The organism is Chryseobacterium sp., from assembly GCF_022712095.1.
Lineage (GTDB): Bacteria > Bacteroidota > Bacteroidia > Flavobacteriales > Weeksellaceae > Chryseobacterium.
In genome coordinates, this window is the sequence record NZ_JALAHD010000207.1 from 14,098 (window position 1) to 39,826 (window position 25,729).

Consider the following 25,729-nt stretch of genomic DNA (forward strand, 5'->3'; position numbering starts at 1 on the left):
ATGGGAATGATGAAGAAAACAGGAATCTGCAGAATAGAAAACTCAAAAATAACGGTCAATAATAAAGTCATTTTTGAAAGCGCAACCTCGAACTTTTCTGAGTTTGCCAAAGAAGCCTATAAAAATTTTGAACTGAATTATCCTAAATTTCATAAAATGGATAACCTCAGCAAACTCGCTTTTTTATGTGCTGAAATGCTTTTAAATAATGAGGAAGATAACAGCAGAACAGCAATTGTTTTTGCCAACCGTTCCTCAAGCTTAGATACTGATTTTAAATATCAGGAAAGTATCAATTCACAGGAAAATTATTATCCCAGTCCTGCTGTATTTGTATATACGTTACCCAATATTTGTGTAGGGGAAATCAGCATACGACACCAGATGAAAACGGAGAATGCGTTTTTTGTACTGGATCATTTTGATGAAGACTTTTTAAACGATTATTCCTTACAGCTTTTAGAGTCCGGAAAGACCGAAAAAGTATTGTGCGGCTGGGTCGAATTATATCAGGAAAATTATACAGCTTTTGTATATTTGCTAACTTTAGAATAACATACGATTGATCATTCCGGGGAAAATGTACAGATATCCGGATGAAAATTTTAAAATAAAAATTACCAAATTAAATTATGGAAAACTTACACACAGAATTAAAGCACAAAATCATAGAAGTTCTTAACCTTGAAGATGTATCTGTAGAGGACATTAAGGATACAGACCCGCTATTCGGTGGAGGATTAGGGCTTGATTCTATTGATGCTTTAGAACTTATCGTTCTTCTGGATAAAGATTACGGAATTAAATTATCCGATCCTAAAAAAGGAAAAGAGATCTTCCAGTCTATCGATACCATGGCTAAATTTATTGAAGCAAACAGAACAAAATAATTAATGGGTCATCAAATTGCCATAACGGGAATGGGCATCATTTCTTCCATCGGTAATAATGTGGAGGAAAATTTTATTTCACTTACATCTGGTAAACATGGAATTTCAGATATTGAAATGTTTGAAACCCGACATTCCGGAAGTATAAAAACAGGTGAAATAAAATTATCCAATGAAGATCTGGTAAAAAAACTTCATCTTCCGGAGGATAACAATATTACCAGAACCTCTTTATTAGGGATGATAGCGGCCAAAGAAGCTGTAGAAAATGCCGGCATTTCAGATATCAACGAGTACCGGACCGGATTGATTTCTTCTACCAGCGTAGGAGGAATGGATATTACGGAAAAATACTTTTACAGCTATGAAGATTTTCCCGATAAGCAAAAATATATTGATGCTCATGATGCTGGAAACTCCTCTCTTGCTATTGCTGATTTTCTAGGGTTAGAAGGAATGGTCTCTACCATCAGTACAGCCTGTTCATCAGCGGCCAATGCAATTATGATGGGAGCCAAACTTATTAAAAACGGCATTCTGGATCGTGTAATTGTTGGAGGAACAGATTCCCTTTCAAAATTTACATTGAATGGATTTAATGCTCTGATGATCCTTACCGATTCTTATAACACTCCTTTTGACCAAAACAGGAAAGGCCTGAATTTGGGCGAAGCAGCAGCTTTCCTTATTCTTGAATCTGAGAAAGTGATAAAAAAAGAAAATAAAAAGGTATTAGGCTATCTTTCCGGATATGGAAATGCTAATGATGCCCATCACCAGACTGCTTCTTCAGAAAACGGACAGGGTGCCTATCTGGCCATGCAGCAAGCATTGAATATCTCAGGATTAAAAAAAGAAGACATCAGCTATATCAACATTCATGGGACCGCTACCCCCAACAATGATCTGTCGGAAGGTATTGCCATGATCAGAATATTTGGTGAAAACACTGTTCCGGAATTCAGTTCTACAAAAGCATTTACAGGACACACACTTGCAGCGGCAGCCGGAATAGAAGCCATATTTTCTATTTTAGCAATGCAGCATAATCTTATTTTTCCTAATCTGAATTTTAAAACTAAAATGGAAGAATTTGACCTCATCCCCGTTACGGAACTGAAAGAAAAAAACATTCAGCATGTGCTCTCTAATTCATTTGGATTTGGGGGAAATTGTTCAACTTTAATTTTCTCAAAATCATGAGCAAAGTTTATATTAACAGTGCTTATTCTATCTCTGCTCAGGATACGTTGCATGATGATATTTTTCAACATCTGGAACCTGAAAGCTCAGTTCAGCTATTAAAAGTTATTGAACCTAATTACAAGGAAACAATTCCTCCGGCAATGATCAGAAGAATGTCCAAAACAGTAAAAATGAGTTCTGTGGCATCTCACTATGCTTTAAAAGAAGCCGGAATTGAAAAGCCGGATGCTATCATTGTAGGAACAGGAATGGGATGCTCTCAGGATTCTGAAAAGTTTCTTAAAAATGTCATTGAAAATAATGAAGAGTTTTTAACTCCTACTTACTTCATTCAATCCACTCATAACACAGTAGCTGGGCAGATTGCTTTAGGACTGCAGTGCCATGCCTATAATTTTACTTATGTCAATACCTCTTCGTCTCTGGAATTTTCATTTTTAGATGCAAAACTACAGATTATGGACGGAGAAGCTGAAAATATTCTGGTAGGTTCTACGGATGAACAAACGGACAGAACCATGGAATTATATATGCTGAATAATACAATAAAAAGAACAACAGATCTTCCCACTGATTATTTACACTCTACAACCGATGGGGTAATTTGGGGTGAAGGTTCGAGCTTTTTTGTTTTAGGAAAGAGCAAAGCAGAAAACTCTTATGCACGGCTTACAGATATCAAGATCAGTAATACGTTAGCCAAGGAAAAAATTTCACTCTTTATTGAAGACTTTTTAGATAAGAACAGCCTCGGATTCAAAGATATTGACGCTGTTATTCTAGGCTTCAGCGGGGATCAGAATTCTGATGCATATTATCATTCAGCAGCAGCTCTTTTCCCTGATTCTGCATTACTATATTACAAACATTTGAGCGGGGAATTTAACACTGCAAGTGGCTTTTCAACCTTTATGGCCTGCCATATTCTGAAGCAACAGCAAATTCCGGAAGTAATGATGATCAATTCGGTAAAAAAAGAAAATATAAAAAACATTCTTTTGTATAATCATCTGTTGGGCCAGGATCACAGCCTGATTTTATTGGAAAAGGTATAAAATCCTTATCTGATTTCAGAATGAAGATCTAATTGCTTAATTTTAACCTTGCATTTCACCCTATGAAGGATGCGGAATAAAATAATAATTGTTAAAATTCTAAGATGAAACATTATCCGTTCATTGCGTTTTATTTGTTTTGTAACCTGTTTATCTATGTATTTAAAGGAAGTCCGTGGGTGTATGTTGCATGTTTTTTAGCTTTTATTGCGGTAGTGATCTGGGGCTCCTTAAACATCCAGCTGAGTTACTTTGTACAAAATATTACCCATAAAAAAACACGAAAAAAAGAAATTGCCCTAACCTTCGATGACGGTCCTACCAAACACACACCAAAATTTCTGGATTTATTGAAAGAACATGAGGTAAAAGCAACTTTCTTCTGTATAGGAAAACAAATAAAAAAACATCCTGAGACTTTTCAAAGAATCATTGCAGAAGGACATACGATTGGAAATCACACCTATTCTCATTCTACGTCCATTGGCTTTGCTTCCACCCAAAAGGTGATAGACGAGATCAGAAAAACAGATGATATTATCTTACAGACAGGAAATATTACCACTGATTTATACCGGCCTCCTTTTGGAGTAACCAATCCCAATATTGCCCGGGCCATCAGAAAAACCAAAAAGAAAAGTATCGGATGGAATATCCGTTCACTGGATACCATAATAGATGACGAAAAGAAAATTTATAAAAGAGTAACAAACGGAGTAAAACCTGGCGGAATTATTCTGTTCCACGATATCTCAGAAAAAACCTATCATGTATTGGGAGATTTATTATTATTTTTAAAACAAGAAAACTATTCTACATTCACTGTAGACCATATTATAAAATCAAAACAAGATGATTAAAAATATAGCTTTAGGAGTTTATTTACTGGCTTCTTCACTATTCTTCGGACAGAATACTTCCATGACAGGAACGGAGGCAAAAGCTTTCATTACTAAAGTATCTTCTGAAACCCAACAGGTCAAAACCTTACAAAGTGACTTCACCCAAACCAAGAAGATGGATTTTCTTGATAAGAGTATTGTTACATACGGAAAAATGTCTTTAAAATCTCCCAATACATTAAGCTGGAAATATACCAGACCTTATCAGTACAATATTATTTTCAAAGACAATAAAATTTATATTAACGATCAGGGGAAAAAATCTTCTGTAGATGCCAAAAGCAAAACTTTTGAAAAGATCAATAAGCTGATCGTAGGAAGTGCCAGCGGTAAAATGTTCAGTGATCCTGAGTTTACGGTAGCATATTTTAAAAATGCCAGTTATAATATTGCTAAGTTTACTCCTAAATCTTCACAACTTTTAAAGTATATCAAACAGGTTGAATTATATTTTCCGAAAAATCAGTCTACCGTTTCACAGGTAAATATGCTGGAGGCTTCAGGAGACACCACTCAAATTCAGTTTAAAAACACCAAGATCAATGGGCCGATTCCTGCTTCAGAGTTTTCTTTATAGCAGCTTTCTTTGGCTGTTTATTTCCTGTAAGACCTATCATCTTGCAGAAGCGGCTCCCGTACAGAACCGGGACAAAGTAGTTGAAAACTTATATTTTTCATCAAATGAAGACTATATTTACAAATGCCTGATTGATATTTACAAGCATCATTTAAGTGGGATTTTAGTGATTAAAAAGTTGAACGATACAACACACCGTGTTGCATTAACTTCTGACTTTGGAAATAAACTTATTGATTTTGAAATTTCAGAACAGGATTTTAAAGTCAGTTACATCATTCCGGATATGGATAAGAAGATCGTAAAAAACTTTTTAAGAAATGATTTCCGGCAACTTTTAAAAAGACAATATCCTGTTCATCAAAGTTTCGAAAATAAAACCCATAGGATTTATAATTCAGAGACAGGGAAAATAAATTATTACCTGTTCGTCAACAAAGAGACTCAGTTATTGAATAAGGTGGTTTACACTAAAAATAAGAAAGAGAAGATCGATTTTTCATTTGATGCAAAAAAACATATATTCGCGGATAGTATAGATATTGCACACAAAGATTTTAAAATTAATATTAAACTATTTCAAATAACAGAAACAGAATAACTCATGCCAACCCTAATTACCGATTTTTACACTTTACAATCTTACGAGAAAGCGGGAAACAGTTTTATTGCCCATATCTCTTTAAACAGAGAGCATGATATTTTCAAAGGGCATTTTCCCGGAAATCCTGTTACACCAGGTGTTTGTATGATGCAAATCGTAAAGGAGCTGGCAGAAGAATTTTCGGGTTTCCCGTTATTCCTGCAATCTGCATCCAATGTTAAATTCATGGCAATTATCAATCCTTTTGAAACTCCCGATCTGAAGCTCCAGCTGGATATTGAAGATACAGGAAACAATGTCAAAGTAAAAAATACCACTTCTTTTGGCGAGACAATTGCATTAAAAATGTCAGCAAGCTATAACAAATTGACATCATGAAACTTATCTTATCTTTTATCACAGCTTTTATTCTTTTTTTCCAGACATCAGATCTGGAAACATTAAGGAGCAGTTATGCAAAAGCTAACTCATCCAATGAGAATACCAAAAGCTTTATTAATCTGGCAGAGAAAAAGACTTCCTCAGATCCTATTATTTCAGGATACAGAGCGGCAGCCCGGATTATGGAAGCAAAAGTAACCACAGAAAAAGGTAAAAGAAAATCCTTTGTAAAAGCCGGCGCTACCCAGCTTGAAAGTATTATCAAAAGCAATCCTAACAATATTGAGCTAAGACTTATCCGTCTGAGCATTCAGGAAAATATTCCAAGAATTGTAGGTTATCATTCAAGTCTTAAAGATGATAAATCCTTTATTATTAATAATTACAGCAAGCAAAATACTGCTTTAAAAACTTATATTAAAAACTTTGCGGCACAGTCCAAAACCATGACTGCAGCTGAGAAAGCGAGTTTCAAATAAACAATGATTCCCCCATCTATACAAAACGTCATTTCTGAAAGAAAAATATGCGTTTTAATTCCAACTTATAACAATGAAAAAACTCTGAAAAGAGTTATTGACGGTATATTAGAATACACGGGGAGTATTATTGTCGTAAATGATGGCTCTACAGATTCTACCCCTCGGATTCTCTCCGAATATCCAGACATTACAGTTATTAATCTTCCTGAAAATAAGGGAAAAGGGAATGGACTTAAAACGGGCTTCAGAAAGGCTAAAAATTTGGGCTTTGATCATGCTATAACAATTGATTCGGATGGACAACATTATCCGGATGACATTCCTGTTTTTGTCAATGCTCTACTAATTGAGGATGAAGATATTTTACTAATAGGAAACCGGAATATGTCCCAGGAGGGGATTCCTAAAAAAAGCAGTTTTGGAAATCGCTTCTCTAATTTCTGGTTCTGGTTTGAGACCGGAATAAAACTTGAGGATACCCAGTCAGGATATAGGCTCTATCCTTTACATAAAATTCCAAACAAATATTTTACACCCAAATTTGAATTCGAAATAGAGATTATTGTAAGAACTGCATGGAAGCATGTCCCGGTAAAAAATATTCCGGTGAAAGTTTTATATGATCCTGAAGAACGCGTTTCACACTTTCGTCCTTTCAAAGATTTTACGAGAATCAGTATTCTAAATACGATTCTGGTGATTATTGCTATTTTTTATATTGCTCCGAGAAATTTTATCAGGGATTTCAGAAAGAAAAGTTTCAAAAAATTCATTAAGGAAGATGTTCTGGAAAGTGATGGCAGTAACAGAATTAAGGCCATTTCTATTGCTTTAGGAATATTTGTAGGCCTATCTCCTTTTTGGGGATTTCATTCTTTAATTGTGATTTCACTGGCTGTTATCTTAAAGCTGAATAAGGTTCTGGCTTTTGTAGCTTCCAATATAAGCCTGCCACCATTTATTCCTTTTATTATTGCAGCTTCTCTTTTTCTGGGTTCTCCGTTTGTTCAAGGTAATAGTAATATTTTTGAGCATGAACTGGATTTTGAACTGGTAAAAAATAATCTGCTCCAGTATCTGATAGGAAGCTTAATTTTAGCAGGTACGGTTTCTACTCTTGTAGGTGTCGGAAGTTATTTTCTTTTGAATAAATTCAGTTCTGAGAATAAATAAGCTTAAAGTCTTTTCAATGTTTTTTTCAAATATTTCTCAACACTTTTCTTATCCGGAATCGTAGTGATTTCTTTGGTAAGTGCTTTTTCAAAATGATCTTTCGCATTCCTGAATTCTTTTCTTTTATAATAATATTTTCCGGTATGATAATATCCCTGCCAGAAATCAGGGTTCAGGGACTGATAGTTTTGTATAAAATCATTGGTTAAAAGAATTTCTTTTTTCTTATCACGAATTGCATTATTAATCTCAGCGTCCATTAATCTATAAACTTTATAATTCTCAAACTCCTGAGAGTCCACAAAAAGATCTTTAGGAATATTCAATGAAGAAGCCGCCAGCTCTCCATTCTTCATTCTTTTATCTGAAAATATTTCATTAAGATCATAGCATACAAATTCTCCTAACTGATATGGATCTGAGGAAACCCAAACCAATCTTTTTTCCGGTGAAAATATAACGGCGTGGTGAGCTATCAGCTGATTGATTGCTTTCTCATTTCCGTAACCTATACTTTTATCTTTCAGGCCTGATCGATCTCTTAAAATAGCTGCCATTTTCGCCGGACTAAGTTTTTCATTTTCCTGTAAAAGTTCCTGCAACTTTTCATAACGATATTGAGAATGGCTTTCGGCTATTTGTTTCCGGTTTCTTTTATCATTTTTGTAAGCCTCTGATTGAAAATGATTGGTACAAAAAAGTCGTCCTGAATTATAAACCTCATACACACCGAAATTTTTAGGTGAAACTTCAATAAGAATAGCTTTTTTTTCTGCTGCACTTCCTATCATAACAGACTCTGAGACAAAAACCTTACGTTTTCTTGCTATAGCAACAGCTTCTTCAATATTACCTGCAAATTGTAATATTTCTCTTGCAACTAAAGAAATAGGTGTCTTTGCAGTTAAAGGAATTTTAGACTTCCCTGCGTTAATGGTAACAGTAATTCCTTTTTTATTCATTCCTGAAACTACTCCAATCATTCCGGGCCAGCTTACAGACATATAGGGAATTCCTTCTTCCGGTTCTACAAATTCCACTAATTTATTTTCTGCGAAATCGTCCCCTACATAAAAGTCAAAATTTCTTCCTATAAGTAAATCTCCATTTTCAGAATTTTCATCCCAAACCGCTAACGAAGAACAGCCTACCATCGCGAGATCCTGTAACGCATGTCCTATATCGTGAGCCCCGTGCAGGTATAAATTCCTTAAATATTTCGGTGCTATAAAATCATATTGATCTGAAGAATATTGGGACAATCCATATAATTCCGCCTGATAGTCTTCTCTTACATTAAGATACATTTTTCTGTTATACCATTTCAAGAAACCTCTTAATAATTTCTGTTTAAATTTCGATGGTACAAAACCTTCTATTTTTGAGAAGAAAATTTTTTCCTGGTGCTGCATTAAGCTTTGGGTAAGTGCTCCGTTGTTGTATCCTAACTGAAGAGGATTTCCTTTGATATAGAGTTCCCAAAGCTGCTGTTTGTTTTTGGTGAGGTAATTTTGCTGATAAGTAAATGTGGAATCATTGACCTTATCTACTTTCGGAATCTCCAAAGAGTAAGATTCTATATCTGGGATATGACGAACCGATTTAGAAATTCCACAGGAGACAAGGCTTATCTGAAATAGAATGAATACCAGTACAGAATATAAGGAGATCTTTTTTAATGTAAAATAATTTTCTTTATGAGTCATCATTGTTTTATTCATCATTCATTTTAATCATTTCTTCTCTCCAATGCTCATCAATCACTTCCTTCCCTAGAATTACAGAACAAGCATTAAATGCTCCAATAGTTACTCCTATAATACCATGCATATTTACAGACTGCCCGGTAAGGAATAGATTTTTAATTTTTGTTTTTGAGGAAACCATTGTTTTCATAGGGGTTTCTGAACTTTTACAATATCCGTACATATTTCCTTCATAGCTTCCTATATAATCCCTATAAGAAAGAGGAGAAGAAGTATAAACTCCCTTAATGTCCTTTCTCAGATCTGGTATTTTTTTTTCTAAGGCTGTAATTATTTTCTCAGCTCTGTCTTTTTTAAAGTCGTCATAAGATATACCACGGTCTTCTCGATGAACAATTGTATTGATTGTATTTTCCCATTCTCTTACCTCATCAAAATTCATATAAGTGATTACGGTAAGGCTTTCTGCAAATTCAGGGTTCTTTTTGGAAGGTGTGGAAGAAAGCATGTAAGTATCAGGCCAGGTTAATTTTTCATAACGACAGGCTTTCCAGATATGTTCCGGTGATTTATAATGGTAAATATTATAATTAAAATTAGGAATAGTATTAGGCTTCAATGTCAGATAAAGACTGAAGCAGGAAGAAACTGGCTCCCAGCTCAATACCCTGTTCACAAAAGATTTTTTAAGCCGTTCATGGCCAATAAGCTTAATGATGGACCGGATCTCAATATTAGAAATAATTTTCTTGGCAAAGTATTCCTTTCCGGATATTGTTTTTACAGATCTTATAGTTTCTTCTCCGTCAAAAACAAGCTCACAAACTTCTGAGCGTTTACGGATCTCAACACCGTTTTCCCTCAATTTCTTCACCAAAAGCTTAGATATCTGACTCCCTCCTTTTACGCATTTGTATGCACTTTGAATACAGGAATTAACGGTAAGTGCATGTACATAAAAAGGGGTATTTTCCGAATCTCCTCCATACAGAAAATTAGATCCCAATAATACTGACTGAAGTTTTTTATCAGAAGTAATCGATTCTATAAAGCGTTTGGTATTAAGGTGGAGAACCTCTTCATTGTATCCTTCATTTCCAAGTGCATTATATCGTGGAAACTGATTACATATATCCTGGATTTCTTCACAATATCTTTCCAAATTTTCCTTTTCTTCCGGAAAATATTCTGATAATTGTTCTACAAAGTTTTTATAGCCTTGTGCATGTGGATATTCTATAGGATCTCCTTCAAAAGTAATTTTGTCATATCCATCTTCATCCAGCTGATGGAGACTCAGCTCCTGCATAATTCCCAGATAGGAAAAATACTGATAGAGATTCTGCCCTTTGGAAAGCCCTCCTAAATAATGAACACCCGTATCAAAGATAAGTTTATCCCTTGAAAATGTCTGTAAATTTCCTCCGTATTGATTATTTTTCTCCAGAACACAAACTTTCAGGCCTTCTTTTGCTAGAATAAAAGCAGAAACAAGACCTCCAAGGCCACTGCCTATTACAAGTATGTCATATTCTTTTTTCAAAGAGAAATTGTGTTTTTAATATACCGGAAAATGGATTTCACTATCTTAATTTATATCTGCCGGTCTATTATTAGTTTTATTTGGGTTCTAAAATTATTAAATTTAAGTAATATCATCCCAAAAATCAAAATAATTGAACCACTGCAATGGATATTTCTTCAGCATGACTTCAAGATTCTGAACATAGGAATTTAATAGGCCCTGGGCATCACGTTTTTTTACCTGAGCTACTCTTGCATACAAATGGTAATGTAGTTCCTTTTCTTTCATTACATATACATATACCACAGGAACGCCCAGCCTGGAAGCAATCAGAAAAGGACCGGCCGGGAACTTCGCACTTTTCCCTAATAATTCTGCTTCAAGGAACTTAGAACCTTCAAAATAACGGTCTCCCGTGAAACAGATCAATTCGTTATTAGACAAGGCTTTATTAATATCGAAAATATGGGACATATCATCTTTCACATAGATGAATTTGATATTACTCTTTTTGACAGCAATACTTTCCATATACTCTTTGATAACTGAGACTTCCAGATCTGTTGTCACCAGGTTAATCTGACAATCAAAGTCTATATCTGCAAAAAAGTGCTCTGCTATTTCAAAGTTTCCGATATGGGCACTGATAAGTATCCCTCCTTTTTTTTCATGTAAAAGGTTTTTCAGATTTTCGATACCATCAAATTCATAGGTAAAACGATCTCTCAGACCTACTGAAATGGCAGTCTTGTCAATAAGAACCTTTCCAAAAGTAAAATAGCTTTTAAATACGGACGCTTTTGATTTCCAAAAGGAATAATTCATCCTTTTACGGAAATAATAGAAAATATAACAATTGCTCTTTGTAAGAAACAAAAAGTAATAACCGGCCACAAAATAGAGTACAACATATGAACTTCGGATCCCGATATTTCTAATGCAATAGACAAATATTTAATATCCTAATATTGTCCCTTTAGATTTACCTTTCCATTTATTCATAGGTTATAGAAACTTTTAAGGGAAATTTTTATAGTAGAAATTCAACCTATAATTAAGCGTTTTTTTCTGCAATTTTATTTTCGATAGTTGTATAGAAATCATCAAAAGTAACCATCTTTTTAAAATCAGGCTCTCCTAATTTAACTCCGAAATTAGATTCAATGATTACGACCATATCAATATAATCAAGACTGTCTAAGCCTAATGTCTTCTTAAGGTCGGCATCATTGCTGATATCATCTCCGTCTACTTCGAATTCATTCACCAAAAAATCATTAACAATAGCAATAATTTTCTCTCGTTTCATTTTCTTAATCAAATTTTTTAACAATCAGTGCGGAATTGGTCCCACCAAATCCGAAAGAATTTGACAAAAGTACGTCAATTTTTTGATTTTTGGTTTTAGAGATTAAATTTAGTTTTTTTGCCTGATCATCAGGGTTTTCCAAATTAATATTAGGAGCAATAAAATCATTTTGCATCATCAGAATTGAGTAGACTACCTCACTGGCACCAGCCATCCAGCATTCATGTCCTGTCATTGACTTGGTGGAGCTTACAGGCACTTCACCTCCAAAAATTTCATAGATAGCATTGGCTTCATTGGCATCCCCAATAGGAGTGGAAGTAGCATGGGCATTGATATAGTCAATATCCTTCGCACTCAGGCCGGATTGCTTCAAAGCTCTTTCCATTGCCAATGCAGGTCCGTCAATATTAGGTGTTGAAATATGTCCTCCGTTGGAAGAGAAACCGTATCCAATGATTTCTGCAAGAATATTAGCTCCTCTTTTCTGTGCCGATTCCAGGCTTTCTACTATTAAAGTTGCAGCTCCTCCACTTGGGATCAGACCGTCCCTCCCTGAATCAAATGGTCTGGAAGCTTTTTCCGGTTCGTCTTCTCTTATTGAGAAAACCCCTAATCCATCAAAGCTGGCCATTGAATATTTATTCGTTTCCTGAGCTCCTCCACATATTATAATATCCTGCAAACCACTTTTAATCATCAGATAAGCCAATCCTAAAGAATGAGATCCGCTGGCACATGCAGCACTGATGGTTAAATTGATTCCTTTTAGCTTGAATATTGTGGAAAGATTCATAGTAACGGTAGAGTTCATCGACTTAAAAATAGCTCCTGATCCCATTAAAGTAGTATCCTTCTTCTCTCTTGCAATATCAATCGCTTCCACTACAGCTTGAGATACGCTGTCATTTCCATAAAGAATTCCTACTTCATGGTGATCTATATATTCCTGATCTATATGAGCCTGTTTCAAGGCATCAATAGTAGCAATGTAGGCATATTCACTTTCCTCCCCCATACTTATACGTTGTCTTCTGCTGAGAAGATCTTTCAGGTTCGGTTTAGGTACACGCCCTGTAAGTCCGGATCTGTAACCGAACTCTTTCCTTTCCTGATCCAGGACAATCCCTGACTTACCTTGATACAGAGATTCTTTTACTTCATCCAAAGATATTCCGATACAGGAATAAATTCCCATTCCGGTAATGACAACCCTGTTTTCCATTTTACTTATAATATGATTATGAGTAAATTCCACCATTGATATTAATGACTTCTCCTGTAATATAAGAAGATTTTTTTGAAGCCAAGAAGACAACCAAATCTGCCACTTCTTCAGCTTCTCCAAATCTGTTGGCAGGAATCATAGCTTTCAATTCGTCTTCATTAAACTCCTGCGTCATATCTGTTTTTATAAATCCGGGAGCAACAGCATTTACTGTAATATTCCTTTTCGCAACTTCCTGAGCCAGTGCTTTTGTAGCACCTACCAAGGCTCCTTTAGCTGCTGAATAATTAGTCTGTCCTGCGGTTCCCTTTACACCGGAAACGGAAACCATATTAATGATTCTTCCATATTTATTTCTCAACATTTTCTGAATGAAAAAATTGGTAACATTGAAAAAACCATTTAAACTTGTATTAATCACACTATTCCAGTCGTCACTTTTCATCCACATAAATAATCCGTCTCTTGTGATTCCTGCATTATTAACAATTATCTCTACAATGGCATCAGTATTTTCTTCCTGCCACCCATTCAAAACCGTCTGCGTTTCTTCTGCATTTCCTACATCGAATTTCAAAATTTCCCCTGTAGCGCCCAGCTCTTCTACTTTAGCAAGAGTTTCCCTTGCAGCAGACTCATTTGAAGCATAGTTAATAAGTATATGATAGTTTTTTTCTTCTGCCAGTTTTATACAGATTGCTCTTCCTATCCCTCTCGATCCACCTGTTACAATTGCACATTTCATGTGTTAGTTTTGTTTTTGTTTTTCATCTAAATTAATAACAATCTATTGTGCTTTACAATTACATTGCCTTTAAATATTTTTTGACTTCTTCCAAGTACGGGTACATCACCATATCTTCAGAAAATACAGTAATAACATTTCTCACCCCATCATATAACGATTTGGTAGAGGAAGATATTTTATCCTGAAAACCAAGATACTCTATTGCCTGCACAATAGTGATCAGCTCTATAGCAAGAACCTCAAATGCGTTTTCAATTACTTTTCTGCAGATTACCGCAGAATTAGTGCCCATACTTACAATATCCTGATTATCATTATTATTAGGTATACTATGAACATACATAGAGTTAGAAAGCATCTGGCTTTCCGCAGTCGTAGACGTTGCTGTAAACTGAACACCCTGCATTCCGAAATTAAATCCTAATTTTCCTAAGTTAACAAACGGAGGTAAAATCTCATTAATTTTAGAATTTAAAAGATAATTCAGTTGTCTTTCTGCCAACATAGTCAGCTTGGTAACCACCAGTTTCAATTTGTCCATTTCTAATGAAATATAGTCCCCATGAAAGTTTCCACCATGATAAACATGCTGTTCTTCCACATTGACAATCGGATTATCATTAGCAGAATTAATTTCATTTTCAAGAACCCTCTCTGTATATTCCAAAGTATCTAAAACAGGTCCAAGGATCTGCGGAACACATCTTAATGAATAATACTCCTGTACTTTTTCTTTAAATACTTTTTCCTGTTCTTCAAAATGGGTATAAAGATGGTCTTCTCTTTTTCTGATCAATTTACTGTCTGACAGGTATTCTCGCATTTTAGCTGCTATTATCTGCTGTCCGGAATGTCTTTTGGTTCCGTTCAGGGCTTCTGAGAAATGATCATCATATGTCTGGACAATTTCATTGATCGCACATGAAAACCTAACAGATATTTCAGTTAATTGGCTTGCTTTATAAGCATTGACAATTCCAATCCCTGACATTACAGATGTTCCGTTCATTAAAGCAAGTCCCTCACGGATTTCCACTTTTATAGGCTCTAAGCCCTCTATCCCGAAAACATCCTTTGCTGCTCTTCGTTCTCCTTTATAAAAAACTTCTCCTTCCCCGATTAAAACCAATGCAAGATGAGCCAGCTGAACCAAATCCCCACTGGCTCCCACTCCTCCGTGTTCAAATATTAACGGGATAATATCCCTATTAATTAATTCCTTCAATAAATGTATAACGGAATCATTAACTCCGGAGTTTCCTAAAGACAATGTATTAAGCCTTGCCAGCATTGCCGCTTTCACTTCTTCCTTAGGCAAGAGGTTTCCGATTCCTGATGAATGGCTTCTTATTAAATTATATTGAAGCTGATGGGTATCTTCATCACTAATCTTGAATTGTGCCATAGGACCGAAGCCTGTATTCACTCCATAAATTACTTTATTTTTTGAAAATTCTTTTAAAAACTGAAAACTTGTGTTTACTCTGTCCAGAAGAACTTCATCCAATTCTATTTTCTCGTTTTCAATAATAATTTTTTGAAAATCTCTCAGCTTTAAAAATTTATTTATTTTCATCAATTGAAAGTAATTGTATTTTTGTACGTTAATTAATTATTTGTCACTAATTTTGCGGCAAAGATATAAGTTATTATTAAAATAAAAAATCAAAACATGAGCAAAGAATTTGTTGATGTTCTTGTGATTGGAGCTGGACCCTCAGGCTGTGTTTCTTCATCTTACCTAAAGAAAAACAATATCAAAGTAAAAGTTGTTGAAAAGACAAAGTTTCCCAGATTAGTGGTGGGCGAAAGTTTAATTCCAAGAGTTATGGACCACTTTGATGAGGCAGGATTATTCCCTGCACTGGACAAAATGGGATTTGAAAAGAAATTAGGTGCACGCTTTCTGAGGGGTGATGAAGTGTGTATTTTTGATTTTAGTAATAAGTTCGGGGAAGGCTGGGATTGGACCTGGCAGGTTCCCAGAGCGGATTTTGATAACACTTTGGCTAAAGAGGTGATCAAAAAAGGCATTGATCTTGAATTTGAAACAGAGGTAATTGATATCAAATTCAATGGAAGTGATTCTATAACTACCGTAAAAAACAAAAACGGAGAAACCAAAGAAATTCACGCCAGGTTCGTTATCGATTCCAGTGGATACGGGAGAGTTCTGCCACGCTTATTAGATCTCGAAAAACCCTCCAAACTGGCTCCCCATTCTGCTATTTTTTCTCATGTTAATGATATTAACCGGGAGGAAGGAACTGAAGGAACTTTAATATCTTTTGATATCATTGAAACAGAAGTCTGGTTATGGGTCATTCCATTCTCTAACGGTAATACCAGCGTTGGAATTGTAGGTCCTACAGAATATATTGAGAAACTTTCTGAAAATGGAGATACTACAGAATCACTTAAAAAAGCCATCTCTCTTTCTGATTACTATGTTAAACGCTTTGGAAATATCGATTTTCTTTTTGAACCTAGAAAATTAATAGATTATTCATGCTCTGTAAAGCAGCTTTATGGTGACGGATACGCCCTTACCGGAAATGCTTCTGAATTTTTAGATCCTGTTTTTTCTTCGGGAATGGCCTTCGCTACAGAATCGGGAATGCTTGCAGCTAAATTAGCATTGCGCCAATTAAATGGTGAGCAGATAGACTGGCAGAAAGAATATACAGATTATATACTCTATGGGGTAGATGTTTTTACTACATATGTAAAAGAATGGTATACCGGAAATCTTCAAGAATTATTCTTTCATCAGCCAGAAAATGAAGATGTCAAAAGAAAAATATGTGCTGTTTTAGCAGGATATGTATGGAATAAAGAAAATCCTTTTGTTAAGAAACATGGTACCGTCGTTAAAAACCTTGCCAATCTGATTAAAATGGAAAAACAATCATAAAAAAGACTGCAGTTGCAGTCTTTTTTATGATTGTTAACGAAGATCAATAAAAGTAATAGGCTTTCTGCTGTTAGGATTATGTACATGCTTAGACAAATCTTCAAATCTCATCACTTCAATTTTAGGACTCACTCTAAGCTTAGCTCTGAAATGGTCCCTTATTTCAGGGATGAAATTTTCTGTGTCATGGTCTGTACTTACTTTAATAATAATTTCGTCCAATCCTATTTCGCTAGACTTAATCACAATCTGATAGCAGGAAATAGTATTAAAATCATTCAGAATATCATTCATCGCAGGGGGATACAGAGTCGTCCCCTTATATTTTATCATCTGCTGCTTTCTTCCTAAAACAGGTCCCAAGCGCAATGTATTCCTTCCACAATGGCAAGGCTCATAATGGGCTTTCACAATATCACCTGTCTTAAACCTCAGCAACGGCATAGCTTCAACACCTAATGTAGTGATTGTCAACTCTCCACTTTCCCCTTCTTTCACCAAATTCCCTTCATCATCTAAAATCTCAGTAATGATCAACTCCGGATGATGATGCCCTCCTATCTGAGATTCACATTCTGTAAAAGCTGTACTCATTTCTGTAGAAGCATAAGTTGAAAACAATTTAATATTCCATTTTTCCTTAATCCTTTGAGAAAGAATATTATCTGTAAAGTCCTGGTTTTTGATACTTTCCCCTATGCATACTGCTCCATAAACACTCGAATTCTTAAAGTCGAGTCCATTTTTTTCGGCATAGTCAATCATTTTCAACAGGAACGACGGAACCGTTATCAGATATTTAGGTTTAAAACGAAAGATAGAATCCCATTGTAATTCCGGAATCCCCGGACCCATTCTCACAACACTTGCTCCCATTTTTCTTAATCCTAAAAAGTAAGCAAGCCCTGCCATGAATCTTTTATCAATCGTAGTAATCATCTGAACGACATCACCTTTCTGAATTCCGGCACAGGCAAATGAAATTGCTTCATTATAGGCCAATCTTTCGAGATCGTTATCCGAAAGTCCAAAAGTCACAGGATCTCCCAAAGTTCCTGATGTGGTGCTATAATCTACAATTTTATCATTTGAAACACAGAAGAAATCATGATTATTCTGCTGCAAATTATTTTTAGTAGTTGTAGGAATTTTCTGGAGATCTTCAAGAGTCCGAATATCCTGAATCCGGATATTATTTTCTTTAAAAAGCTTCTGATAAAAGGGAGAATTCTTTTCAAGATACTCTAAAAGCTCTTTCAGCTTCTCTTCCTGAAATTCCTTAATTTCCTGAACACCTGATTTTTCAATTGAAGGATAAAGTTCCAATGATGATAAATTTTATGAGAACAAAGTTATTAAAAACTTAACAGACATTCGGGAATTTATATTTTTATCAACAATGCTTCATTATGGAAAACGTCTAAAAATCAGACTTTTCAAATTTATTAAAACTTTTATCTTTTATGATTCTGAAATTGAAGTTTTTAATCATAAATAACCTACACAAAACATACGTTATAAACCGACAAAATTCACTAAATTTGCCAACTTAATTAATCATCGATATTGAGATATTACAATGAGCCAGTTTAAAGAATATAAAAACCTCAACCTTATTGACATAGCTGAAAATGTTTCTGAATTTTGGAAACAGAAAAAAACTTTCAATAAAAGTGTTGAGATTCGTGAAGGTAATCCTGAGTTTGTTTTTTATGAAGGTCCTCCTTCTGCAAACGGAATGCCTGGAATCCACCACGTAATGGCCAGGGCATTAAAAGATATTTTCTGTCGTTTTCAGACTCAGAACGGGAAACAGGTTTTCCGTAAAGCTGGTTGGGACACTCACGGACTTCCTGTAGAACTTGGTGTGGAAAAGGAATTAGGAATCACCAAGGAAGACATTGGTAAAAAAATCTCTGTTGAAGATTACAATAAAGCATGCCGTGAAGCAGTAATGCGTTATACAGATGTTTGGAATGATCTTACAGAGAAAATAGGGTACTGGGTAGACCTTGATGATCCGTATATCACATACAAATCCAAATACATGGAGACCGTCTGGTGGTTGTTGAAACAATTGTATAATAAAAATCTCTTGTACAAAGGTTACACTATCCAGCCTTATTCTCCCAAAGCAGGAACAGGACTTTCCTCTCATGAGCTGAATCAGCCGGGGACTTACCGTGATGTATCGGATACGACAATTGTTGCTCAGTTTAAGGCTAAAAAAGAGTCTACGGATTTATTCAATGATATAGACGGAGATGTTCACATCTTAGCGTGGACGACTACTCCATGGACCTTACCTTCCAACACCGCTCTTACGGTAGGAAGAGATATTGAATATGTAGCAGTCAAAACATTCAATCAATATACTTTTGAACCTGTAACCATAGTACTGGCCAGAGTTCTTTTAGCAAAGAATTTCGGTAAGAAATATGCAGAGGGAACAGAGGAAGATTTTGCCAATTACACTCCGGAAAGCAAGACTATACCTTTTACAATTTTAAAAGAATTTACAGGAGATCAACTTGCCGGAACCCGTTATGAGCAACTTATTCCATGGTTCACTCCAAACGATAATCCTGAAAATGCTTTCAGAGTAATCATAGGAGATTTCGTAACTACGGAAGATGGTACCGGTATCGTGCATACTGCACCCACTTTTGGTGCTGATGATGCAAGAGTTGCAAAAATGGCTCAGCCGGAAATCCCTCCAATGTTGGTGAAAGATGCTAATGATAATCTTGTTCCTCTTGTAGATCTTCAGGGAAAATTCATCAACGGGAAAAATGTTCCTGAAGTTTTCTCCGGGAAATACATCAAGAACGAATATTATGATGAAGGAACAGCTCCTGAAAAATCTTGGGATGTTCATTTGGCTATTTTACTGAAAGAAGAAAATAAGGCCTTTAAGGTTGAAAAATACGTTCACTCTTATCCACACTGCTGGAGAACAGATAAACCTGTATTGTACTATCCGTTAGATTCATGGTTTGTAAAAATGACGGCTGTAAAAGACCGGTTGGTAGAATTAAATAAAGAAATCAACTGGAAACCTAAAGCTACCGGTGAGGGACGTTTTGCCAACTGGCTTGAAAATGTGAACGACTGGAATCTTTCCCGTTCAAGATATTGGGGAATACCCTTGCCGATCTGGAGAACTGAAGATTTAAAAGAAGAAAAAATCATCGGATCAATAGAAGAGTTATATTATGAGATTGAAAAATCCATTGAGAAAGGATTGATGAATGAAAATCCGTTCAAAGGATTTAAAGTCGGAGATATGTCTGAAGGAAATTACTCTTTAGTAGATCTCCACAAGAATGTAGTGGATAAACTGATCCTTGTTTCAGAATCCGGTAGACCAATGAAGCGTGAAAGTGACCTGATCGATGTTTGGTTTGATTCCGGGGCAATGCCTTATGCTCAATTGCATTATCCGTTTGAAAATAAAGAGTTAATCGATGATAAAAAAGCATTCCCGGCAGACTTCATTGCTGAAGGTGTAGACCAGACCCGTGGATGGTTCTATACACTTCATGCTATTGGAACTGCGGTTTTTGATTCAGTGGCTTATAAAAATGTAATGAGTAACGGTCTTGTTTTGGATAAAAACGGACAAAAAATGTCAAAACGTTTAGGAAATGCAGTAGATCCGTTTGAAACACTTTCTATTTATGGCCCCGATGCTACCCGTTGGTACATGATTTCAAATGCAAATCCTTGGGAAAACCTGAAGTTTGATATTGAAGGTATTGACGAAGTAAGAAGAAAATTCTTCGGAACACTTTATAACACCTATTCATTCTTTGCACTGTACGCTAATGTAGACGGATTCAACTACAAGGAGAAAGAAGTAGAGAACAGACCTGAAATTGATAGATGGATCCTTTCCGAGCTTAATCTTTTAATTAAAGAAGTAAAAGCATTCTACGAAGATTACGAACCTACAAGAGTTGCACGGGCTATTAACACTTTCGTGAACGACAACCTGAGCAACTGGTATGTAAGATTATGCAGAAGACGTTTCTGGAAAGGGGATTATACAGAAGATAAAATTTCAGCCTATCAGACTTTATATACGTGCCTGGAAACAGTTGCCAAACTGTCCGCTCCTATTGCACCGTTCTTTATGGATCAATTATTTCAGGACCTGAACAATGTGACAGGAAAAGAAAACTGTGAATCTGTACACCTTACAGACTTTCCGGTTGCTGATGAAAGCTTAATAGATCAGGATCTTGTAGAGAAAACCCATCTTGCACAGAACATTACAAGTATGGTATTCTCTTTGAGAAAGAAAGAAAATGTGAAAGTTCGTCAGCCTTTACAAAAAGTATTGATTCCGGCCTTGGATTCTAAAACTGAAGCTCAGATTTTAGCAGTGGCAGAATTAATTAAACAAGAAGTTAATGTTAAGGAATTGCAATTAATCAACGCCGAAGAAGCATCCCATTTAATTGTGAAACAGATCAAACCTAACTTCAAAGCTCTGGGTCCTAAGCTTGGAAAAGATATGAAAGTAGTTGGAAATGAAATATCTGAACTTTCATCCGAACAGATTTCAGTTTTGGAAAAAGAAGAAAAAATAGATATTCAGGGATATGAAATTACTTTGAACGATGTGGAAATTTCCACAAAAGATATTCCGGGATGGACAGTAACTTCTGACTCGAAGATAACTGTGGCATTAGATTTGACACTAACAGATGAGTTAAAATCCGAAGGGATCGCAAGAGAGTTCATTAACAGAATTCAGAACCTTAGAAAAGATAAAGATTTTGAACTGACAGACAAGATTAATATCTTTATAGAAGAGGGTACACCTTTTATTAAAGACATCCGGAAAAATGAACAATATATTTCTTCCGAAGTCTTGTCAAATAAAATAGAAATTGTATCTTCACTTTCAAATTTTAACGAAATCGAAATAGATGAAGTTAATTTTAAAGTAAATATTGAAAAATAAAAGTATTTAGTTATTGGATTATAAATTCCATTTCATAATTTTATTAAAAAGAAAAACAGTATGCAAGACGAAAGAGTACGATATAGTGACGCTGATTTACAGGAATTTAAGAAATTAATTCAAGAGAAAATTGCCAAAGCAGAAAAAGATTTGACTATGATCAATGAAAGTTTCATCAACGACCAGAATAATGGGACTGATGATACTTCTCCGACTTTCAAAGCTTTCGAGGAAGGAGCAGAAACTCTTAGTAAAGAACAGAATGCAATTTTAGCAGGAAGACAGGAAAAGTTTATCCGTGATCTTAAAAATGCTTTAATAAGAATTGAAAATAAGACTTATGGCGTTTGCAGAGTAACCGGAAAGCTGATTCCAAAAGAAAGACTATTAGCGGTTCCTCATGCTACTCTAAGTATTGAAGCGAAAAATATGCAGAAATAACCGAAAGGTTTATTCATACATTTAGGTTTATATCGTATTGTCTTAATACCTTATAAACCTAATTTTAATATATTCATCTCATGAGCGCATATTTGGTTTTGGGAATTGTCCTTATTATTGTATTAGGATATTTCAACAGGAAATGGATTAAAAATAAATTTTCTCCTGAAAAACATACTAATTATAATATTGACGATCAATTCAATTCAGATAGGCGCGAAAGAGAAAAAGAAATAGACAGACTTTTAGGCAAAATGGGTAAAAATGGAGTCAATGATCTGTCTGACAAGGACAGAAAAAGACTTGACGAACTGTCCAAAAAATAAAATACAAGCAGATAAAATTTAGAAATCTTGAAAAAAATCTTAGCCGTAACCTTTCTTATCTTATTAATTGATCAGGCTTCAAAAATTTATATAAAAACACACTTTAACCTGGATGATAGTATTTCTGTTTTTCCAGGATTCAGACTTACTTTTGTAGAGAATCCGGGAATGGCCTACGGTTTTCATTTCGGAGGTGTAATCGGTAAATATTTTCTTGTTATTGTACGTGTTTTCCTGATTGGAGGAATGGTCTATCTTTTTAAGAAATGGCTGGAAAGGGGTGAATCCAACTACCTGCTTATTCCAATGGCTATGATCTTTGCGGGTGCCATTGGAAATCTGATTGACGGAATGTTCTATGGGCTGATCTTCGACAGCGGAACCGTATATGATGCAAGTATTGACCGATGGATCGGTTATGGAGGTATTTCTAAAATCGTTCCCTTTGGGGAAGGATATTCAAGTTTTATGAGAGGCTGTGTGGTAGATATGCTTCACTTTCCCTTGGTAGACTGGTATGTTCCGGATAATATACCTTTAATAGGCGGGAAACATATAGAGTTTTTTAAGTATATTTTTAATGTTGCCGATTCTGCTATTACAATAGGAGCCCTTTTCCTTCTGATCTTTAGAAAAAAAGCCTTTCCGAACGGTCTTGAATTTTAAGAAGTATACTTATGAAAATTCTAAAAAATATTTTTAAATTCTTCCTGCTTCTTATCGTTGCAGGAATTATTTTTATTGTTTTTGCCAACTACAGTATCAAAAAACAGAGTGATCCATTTTTATTCACTAATACTGCAGATATTCCCAAAGCTAAAACCGCCTTACTTTTAGGAACAAGCAAAACGCTTAGTAACGGACAGCCGAATACTTATTTCGTAAATAGAATTCAGGCAGCAGCTGACCTTTATAAAAGCGGAAAGATTCAGTATATCATTGTAAGTGGTGACAACAGCCGGAAAAGCTATAATGAACCCGAAGATATGCAATTGGCATTAATACAATATGGGATACCTGAAGATAGGATTTTCCTGGATTTTGCCGGATTCAGAACGTTGGATTCCGTGGTCAGGGCTAAAGAAATTTTCGGACAGAACAAAATTATTATCGTATCTCAAAAATTTCACAACGAAAGAGCCGTGTTTTTAGCCAAACAAAATGGAATGGAAGCTTATGGCTATAATGCAGCTGATGTTAATAAATATGCAGGCTTTAAGACCAATCTCCGTGAATATTTAGCAAAGACAAAAGCCTATTGGGACCTGCTATTGGGGGTTGAACCAAAATATGGAGGAGATAAGATTTTAATTCCATAGATTTTTTAAATCATCACAAACCTTGTAAATTTACAATTCAATTAATTATTATAAATATATTTAAACAATGTCAAGAATTCTTACCGGCATTCAAGCCACCGGAACCCCACACCTTGGTAATTTATTAGGTGCTATTATTCCTGCAATTGAGCTATCAAAACAGGAAGGCAATGAGTCTTTTTTATTTATTGCCAATCTGCATTCACTTACACAGATTAAAGATGCAAAAGAACTGAAACAGAATACCTACGAGATTGCTGCGGCTTGGCTTGCTTGTGGATTAGATACTGAAAAAACATTCTTTTACAGACAAAGCGATATTCCTGAAACCTGTGAACTATCTTGGCATTTATCATGTTTCTTTCCTTATCAGCGTTTAACCCTGGCCCATTCTTTTAAAGACAAGGCAGACAGACTCCAGGATGTGAACGCGGGACTATTTACTTATCCCATCTTAATGGCTGCGGACATCTTATTATATGATGCTGAAATAGTGCCCGTAGGAAAAGACCAGCTTCAGCACTTGGAAATCGCCCGTGACGTAGCTTCAAGATTTAATAATCAAATGGGTGAAGTCTTTGTACTCCCTCAGTCTGAGCTTCAGGAAAACACAAAATATGTTCCCGGTACAGATGGGCATAAAATGTCTAAATCCCGTGGAAATATTATCAATATATTCTTACCTGAAAAAGAATTAAAAAAACAGGTAATGAGTGTAGAAACAGATTCTAAATCACTGGAAGAGCCCAAAGATCCTGAAACAGACAAAGTTTTTGCTATTTATCAGCTAATTGCAACTCCGGAGCAGACAGAAGAATTAAGAGCTAAATACCTGGCTGGAAACTTTGGTTATGGCCATGCTAAAACTGAGCTTCTGAATTTGATCCTTACCAGGTTTGCCAAAGAAAGAGAAAAGTTCACTTATTATATGGAACACCTTGATGAACTGGAGGCAAAACTGCAGGAAGGAGCTGAAAAGACTAGAGTGATTGCCCATCAAACCATGAAAAGAGTAAGAGAAAGTTTAGGAATTTAATATCAGCTTTTCTCAATATACAGCAAAGCCCTTCACCTGAAGGGCTTTGTTTATAAGAATTCTTTTATCTGTAAAAGATGCTGGATAGCTTTCAGGCCTTTCTCCTGCCTATTTTCTTTATAAACATCAAAGAAAATAACATCCAGACCAAAGTTTTGGGCTCCCACTACATCCGCAATCCAATCATCACCGATCAGTATACTTTCTTCTTTTTCTGCTTTAGCAATATCTAAAGAATATTCAAAGATCCTGGCATTAGGTTTTCTTACTCCCACTGAGTCTGCACTCGTTATACTATAAAAATATTTATCTATACCTGATAAAATGCATTTTCTTTCTGTTACTTCCTGAAATCCATTGGAAATAATATGCATCGTATACTTTTTAGATTTCAGATATTCTAAAATATATTCAGCGCCTTCTACCAGTTCGTTATGATTAAGGATTTTATCCAGAAAATGTTCTTCAAAAAACATAGCCAAATCTTCATCATCAATCCCAAAGTGTTTAAATGTATCATAGAAGCGATGCTTTCTCAGATATTCTTTATCAATAAGTCCGTCTCTTATCTTCTCCCAGAGCTCTTCATTGATATCATGATATACAGTATGAAATTCTTCAAAATCAATAGCATATTTCAAAGCAATTTCCTGTTTTCCAAAAAGTTCTTTTATCGTTAGGTAAGCGTTTTTACGGTGGTCCCAGAGAGTATTGTCCAGGTCAAAAAAAATGTGCTGAATTTTCATACAGCACAAAATTAATAATTTTAATTTTTGGAAATCGGATAATTTCTCGTTTTAGTTTTAACTACATCTAGATTTTTTGAAAAATTCAGTAAAAAATCTATAGTTTGTTTCTTAGGTTTCAAAGTTTTAACTTTTAAAGAGTCATTTTTTCTCATACGCGAAAATATGTTTTCTTTAAAACGTAAAACA

26 protein-coding genes are annotated in these 25,729 nt (G+C 35.2%); 17 read left to right on the forward strand and 9 right to left on the reverse strand.

From position 1 onward, the window contains the following. Positions 1–6 precede the first annotated feature (6 nt). The 10 genes from Q0A18_RS10735 (at position 7) to Q0A18_RS10780 (ending at position 7,270) form a co-directional block, all read left to right on the forward strand. The gene (locus tag Q0A18_RS10735) at positions 7–555 is read left to right on the forward strand and encodes a 3-oxoacyl-ACP synthase (RefSeq protein WP_292010146.1); all 549 of its coding nucleotides are present in this window, start codon (positions 7–9) and stop codon (positions 553–555) included. Positions 556–632: 77 nt separating this feature from the next. Then, the gene (locus Q0A18_RS10740; protein WP_292010147.1) at positions 633–890 is read left to right on the forward strand and encodes a phosphopantetheine-binding protein; all 258 of its coding nucleotides are present in this window, start codon (positions 633–635) and stop codon (positions 888–890) included. Between the two features lie 3 nt (positions 891–893). Next, a complete protein-coding gene (locus Q0A18_RS10745) occupies positions 894–2,093 on the forward strand; it encodes a beta-ketoacyl-[acyl-carrier-protein] synthase family protein (protein ID WP_292010148.1) in 1,200 nt (399 codons plus the stop codon). Continuing rightward, positions 2,090–3,151, forward strand: coding sequence for a beta-ketoacyl synthase N-terminal-like domain-containing protein (locus Q0A18_RS10750; protein ID WP_292010149.1), 1,062 nt, complete (start codon positions 2,090–2,092; stop codon positions 3,149–3,151). The genes Q0A18_RS10745 and Q0A18_RS10750 overlap by 4 nt, the downstream gene beginning before the upstream one ends. A gap of 104 nt (positions 3,152–3,255) precedes the next feature. After that, positions 3,256–4,011: a polysaccharide deacetylase family protein gene (locus Q0A18_RS10755; RefSeq protein ID WP_292010150.1), complete on the forward strand. Its 756-nt coding sequence runs from the start codon at positions 3,256–3,258 to the stop codon at positions 4,009–4,011. Continuing rightward, on the forward strand, positions 4,004–4,630 hold the full coding sequence (locus tag Q0A18_RS10760) for an outer membrane lipoprotein carrier protein LolA (protein WP_292010151.1): 627 nt from the start codon (positions 4,004–4,006) through the stop codon (positions 4,628–4,630). The genes Q0A18_RS10755 and Q0A18_RS10760 overlap by 8 nt, the downstream gene beginning before the upstream one ends. Next, positions 4,596–5,231: a hypothetical protein gene (locus tag Q0A18_RS10765; RefSeq protein WP_292010152.1), complete on the forward strand. Its 636-nt coding sequence runs from the start codon at positions 4,596–4,598 to the stop codon at positions 5,229–5,231. The genes Q0A18_RS10760 and Q0A18_RS10765 overlap by 35 nt, the downstream gene beginning before the upstream one ends. 3 nt (positions 5,232–5,234) lie before the next feature. After that, positions 5,235–5,612: a 3-hydroxyacyl-ACP dehydratase gene (locus Q0A18_RS10770; protein WP_292010153.1), complete on the forward strand. Its 378-nt coding sequence runs from the start codon at positions 5,235–5,237 to the stop codon at positions 5,610–5,612. Next, positions 5,609–6,094, forward strand: coding sequence for a hypothetical protein (locus Q0A18_RS10775; RefSeq protein ID WP_292010154.1), 486 nt, complete (start codon positions 5,609–5,611; stop codon positions 6,092–6,094). Before Q0A18_RS10770 ends, Q0A18_RS10775 begins: the two co-directional genes overlap by 4 nt. Before the next feature lie 3 nt (positions 6,095–6,097). After that, the gene (locus Q0A18_RS10780) at positions 6,098–7,270 is read left to right on the forward strand and encodes a DUF2062 domain-containing protein (RefSeq protein ID WP_292010155.1); all 1,173 of its coding nucleotides are present in this window, start codon (positions 6,098–6,100) and stop codon (positions 7,268–7,270) included. A 2-nt stretch (positions 7,271–7,272) separates the two neighbouring features. Here Q0A18_RS10780 and Q0A18_RS10785 read toward each other — a convergent pair whose 3' ends face one another. The 7 genes from Q0A18_RS10785 to Q0A18_RS10815 form a co-directional block, all read right to left on the reverse strand. Further along, on the reverse strand, positions 7,273–8,994 hold the full coding sequence (locus Q0A18_RS10785) for a C45 family peptidase (protein WP_292010156.1): 1,722 nt from the start codon (positions 8,992–8,994) through the stop codon (positions 7,273–7,275). After that, positions 8,984–10,519: an NAD(P)/FAD-dependent oxidoreductase gene (locus Q0A18_RS10790; RefSeq protein ID WP_292010157.1), complete on the reverse strand. Its 1,536-nt coding sequence runs from the start codon at positions 10,517–10,519 to the stop codon at positions 8,984–8,986. The genes Q0A18_RS10785 and Q0A18_RS10790 overlap by 11 nt, the downstream gene beginning before the upstream one ends. A 102-nt stretch (positions 10,520–10,621) precedes the next feature. Then, the gene (locus Q0A18_RS10795; protein ID WP_292010171.1) at positions 10,622–11,455 is read right to left on the reverse strand and encodes a lipid A biosynthesis acyltransferase; all 834 of its coding nucleotides are present in this window, start codon (positions 11,453–11,455) and stop codon (positions 10,622–10,624) included. A 100-nt stretch (positions 11,456–11,555) separates the two neighbouring features. After that, complete coding sequence (locus Q0A18_RS10800; protein WP_292010158.1) at positions 11,556–11,810, reverse strand: phosphopantetheine-binding protein; 255 nt, start codon at positions 11,808–11,810, stop codon at positions 11,556–11,558. Positions 11,811–11,814: 4 nt separating this feature from the next. Further along, positions 11,815–13,035 (reverse strand): beta-ketoacyl-[acyl-carrier-protein] synthase family protein, encoded by a 1,221-nt coding sequence (locus Q0A18_RS10805; protein ID WP_292010172.1) that lies wholly within the window; start codon positions 13,033–13,035, stop codon positions 11,815–11,817. 16 nt (positions 13,036–13,051) lie between these two features. Beyond that, positions 13,052–13,783, reverse strand: a complete 732-nt coding sequence (fabG, locus tag Q0A18_RS10810) for a 3-oxoacyl-ACP reductase FabG (RefSeq protein WP_292010159.1) — start codon at positions 13,781–13,783, stop codon at positions 13,052–13,054. Positions 13,784–13,841: 58 nt separating this feature from the next. Further along, on the reverse strand, positions 13,842–15,362 hold the full coding sequence (locus Q0A18_RS10815) for an aromatic amino acid ammonia-lyase (protein WP_292010160.1): 1,521 nt from the start codon (positions 15,360–15,362) through the stop codon (positions 13,842–13,844). Between the two features lie 96 nt (positions 15,363–15,458). Between Q0A18_RS10815 and Q0A18_RS10820 the strand changes: the two genes are divergently transcribed. Then, positions 15,459–16,700 (forward strand): NAD(P)/FAD-dependent oxidoreductase, encoded by a 1,242-nt coding sequence (locus Q0A18_RS10820; protein ID WP_292010161.1) that lies wholly within the window; start codon positions 15,459–15,461, stop codon positions 16,698–16,700. A gap of 33 nt (positions 16,701–16,733) precedes the next feature. Here the strand turns inward: Q0A18_RS10820 and Q0A18_RS10825 are convergent, their stop codons facing one another. After that, positions 16,734–18,026 (reverse strand): AMP-binding protein, encoded by a 1,293-nt coding sequence (locus Q0A18_RS10825; RefSeq protein WP_292010162.1) that lies wholly within the window; start codon positions 18,024–18,026, stop codon positions 16,734–16,736. A gap of 253 nt (positions 18,027–18,279) precedes the next feature. Here Q0A18_RS10825 and ileS point away from each other — a divergent pair, with 253 nt between their 5' ends. The 6 genes from ileS to trpS all read left to right on the forward strand — a co-directional run bounded on the left by ileS (position 18,280) and on the right by trpS (position 24,794). Then, positions 18,280–21,672, forward strand: a complete 3,393-nt coding sequence (gene ileS / locus Q0A18_RS10830) for an isoleucine--tRNA ligase (protein ID WP_292010163.1) — start codon at positions 18,280–18,282, stop codon at positions 21,670–21,672. Between the two features lie 60 nt (positions 21,673–21,732). Then, entirely contained in the window at positions 21,733–22,113 is a 381-nt protein-coding gene (locus tag Q0A18_RS10835; protein ID WP_292010164.1) for a TraR/DksA C4-type zinc finger protein, read from the forward strand. Between the two features lie 80 nt (positions 22,114–22,193). Next, entirely contained in the window at positions 22,194–22,439 is a 246-nt protein-coding gene (locus tag Q0A18_RS10840) for a DUF6576 domain-containing protein (RefSeq protein WP_292010165.1), read from the forward strand. Between the two features lie 27 nt (positions 22,440–22,466). Beyond that, a complete protein-coding gene (locus Q0A18_RS10845) occupies positions 22,467–23,105 on the forward strand; it encodes a lipoprotein signal peptidase (RefSeq protein WP_292010166.1) in 639 nt (212 codons plus the stop codon). Positions 23,106–23,116: 11 nt separating this feature from the next. Then, entirely contained in the window at positions 23,117–23,758 is a 642-nt protein-coding gene (locus Q0A18_RS10850) for an ElyC/SanA/YdcF family protein (protein ID WP_292010167.1), read from the forward strand. A 67-nt stretch (positions 23,759–23,825) separates the two neighbouring features. Next, complete coding sequence (trpS, locus tag Q0A18_RS10855; RefSeq protein WP_292010168.1) at positions 23,826–24,794, forward strand: tryptophan--tRNA ligase; 969 nt, start codon at positions 23,826–23,828, stop codon at positions 24,792–24,794. A gap of 50 nt (positions 24,795–24,844) precedes the next feature. On the opposite strand, the gene Q0A18_RS10860 is transcribed toward trpS, so the two are convergent. Then, on the reverse strand, positions 24,845–25,540 hold the full coding sequence (locus Q0A18_RS10860; protein ID WP_292010169.1) for a YjjG family noncanonical pyrimidine nucleotidase: 696 nt from the start codon (positions 25,538–25,540) through the stop codon (positions 24,845–24,847). Positions 25,541–25,729 lie beyond the last annotated feature (189 nt).

Coding starts and splice junctions, on each gene's coding strand:
- fabG (WP_292010159.1), bottom strand. CDS start 13,783: ATGAAATGTGCAATTGTAACAGGTGGATCGAGAGGGATAGGAAGAGCA.
- Q0A18_RS10735 (WP_292010146.1), top strand. CDS start 7: ATGATGAAGAAAACAGGAATCTGCAGAATAGAAAACTCAAAAATAACG.
- Q0A18_RS10760 (WP_292010151.1), top strand. CDS start 4,004: ATGATTAAAAATATAGCTTTAGGAGTTTATTTACTGGCTTCTTCACTA.
- Q0A18_RS10750 (WP_292010149.1), top strand. CDS start 2,090: ATGAGCAAAGTTTATATTAACAGTGCTTATTCTATCTCTGCTCAGGAT.
- ileS (WP_292010163.1), top strand. CDS start 18,280: ATGAGCCAGTTTAAAGAATATAAAAACCTCAACCTTATTGACATAGCT.
- Q0A18_RS10840 (WP_292010165.1), top strand. CDS start 22,194: ATGAGCGCATATTTGGTTTTGGGAATTGTCCTTATTATTGTATTAGGA.
- Q0A18_RS10835 (WP_292010164.1), top strand. CDS start 21,733: ATGCAAGACGAAAGAGTACGATATAGTGACGCTGATTTACAGGAATTT.
- Q0A18_RS10770 (WP_292010153.1), top strand. CDS start 5,235: ATGCCAACCCTAATTACCGATTTTTACACTTTACAATCTTACGAGAAA.
- Q0A18_RS10740 (WP_292010147.1), top strand. CDS start 633: ATGGAAAACTTACACACAGAATTAAAGCACAAAATCATAGAAGTTCTT.
- Q0A18_RS10805 (WP_292010172.1), bottom strand. CDS start 13,035: ATGGAAAACAGGGTTGTCATTACCGGAATGGGAATTTATTCCTGTATC.
- Q0A18_RS10860 (WP_292010169.1), bottom strand. CDS start 25,540: ATGAAAATTCAGCACATTTTTTTTGACCTGGACAATACTCTCTGGGAC.
- Q0A18_RS10785 (WP_292010156.1), bottom strand. CDS start 8,994: ATGATGAATAAAACAATGATGACTCATAAAGAAAATTATTTTACATTA.
- trpS (WP_292010168.1), top strand. CDS start 23,826: ATGTCAAGAATTCTTACCGGCATTCAAGCCACCGGAACCCCACACCTT.
- Q0A18_RS10765 (WP_292010152.1), top strand. CDS start 4,596: ATGGGCCGATTCCTGCTTCAGAGTTTTCTTTATAGCAGCTTTCTTTGG.
- Q0A18_RS10800 (WP_292010158.1), bottom strand. CDS start 11,810: ATGAAACGAGAGAAAATTATTGCTATTGTTAATGATTTTTTGGTGAAT.
- Q0A18_RS10850 (WP_292010167.1), top strand. CDS start 23,117: ATGAAAATTCTAAAAAATATTTTTAAATTCTTCCTGCTTCTTATCGTT.
- Q0A18_RS10780 (WP_292010155.1), top strand. CDS start 6,098: ATGATTCCCCCATCTATACAAAACGTCATTTCTGAAAGAAAAATATGC.
- Q0A18_RS10775 (WP_292010154.1), top strand. CDS start 5,609: ATGAAACTTATCTTATCTTTTATCACAGCTTTTATTCTTTTTTTCCAG.
- Q0A18_RS10820 (WP_292010161.1), top strand. CDS start 15,459: ATGAGCAAAGAATTTGTTGATGTTCTTGTGATTGGAGCTGGACCCTCA.
- Q0A18_RS10755 (WP_292010150.1), top strand. CDS start 3,256: ATGAAACATTATCCGTTCATTGCGTTTTATTTGTTTTGTAACCTGTTT.
- Q0A18_RS10815 (WP_292010160.1), bottom strand. CDS start 15,362: ATGAAAATAAATAAATTTTTAAAGCTGAGAGATTTTCAAAAAATTATT.
- Q0A18_RS10745 (WP_292010148.1), top strand. CDS start 894: ATGGGTCATCAAATTGCCATAACGGGAATGGGCATCATTTCTTCCATC.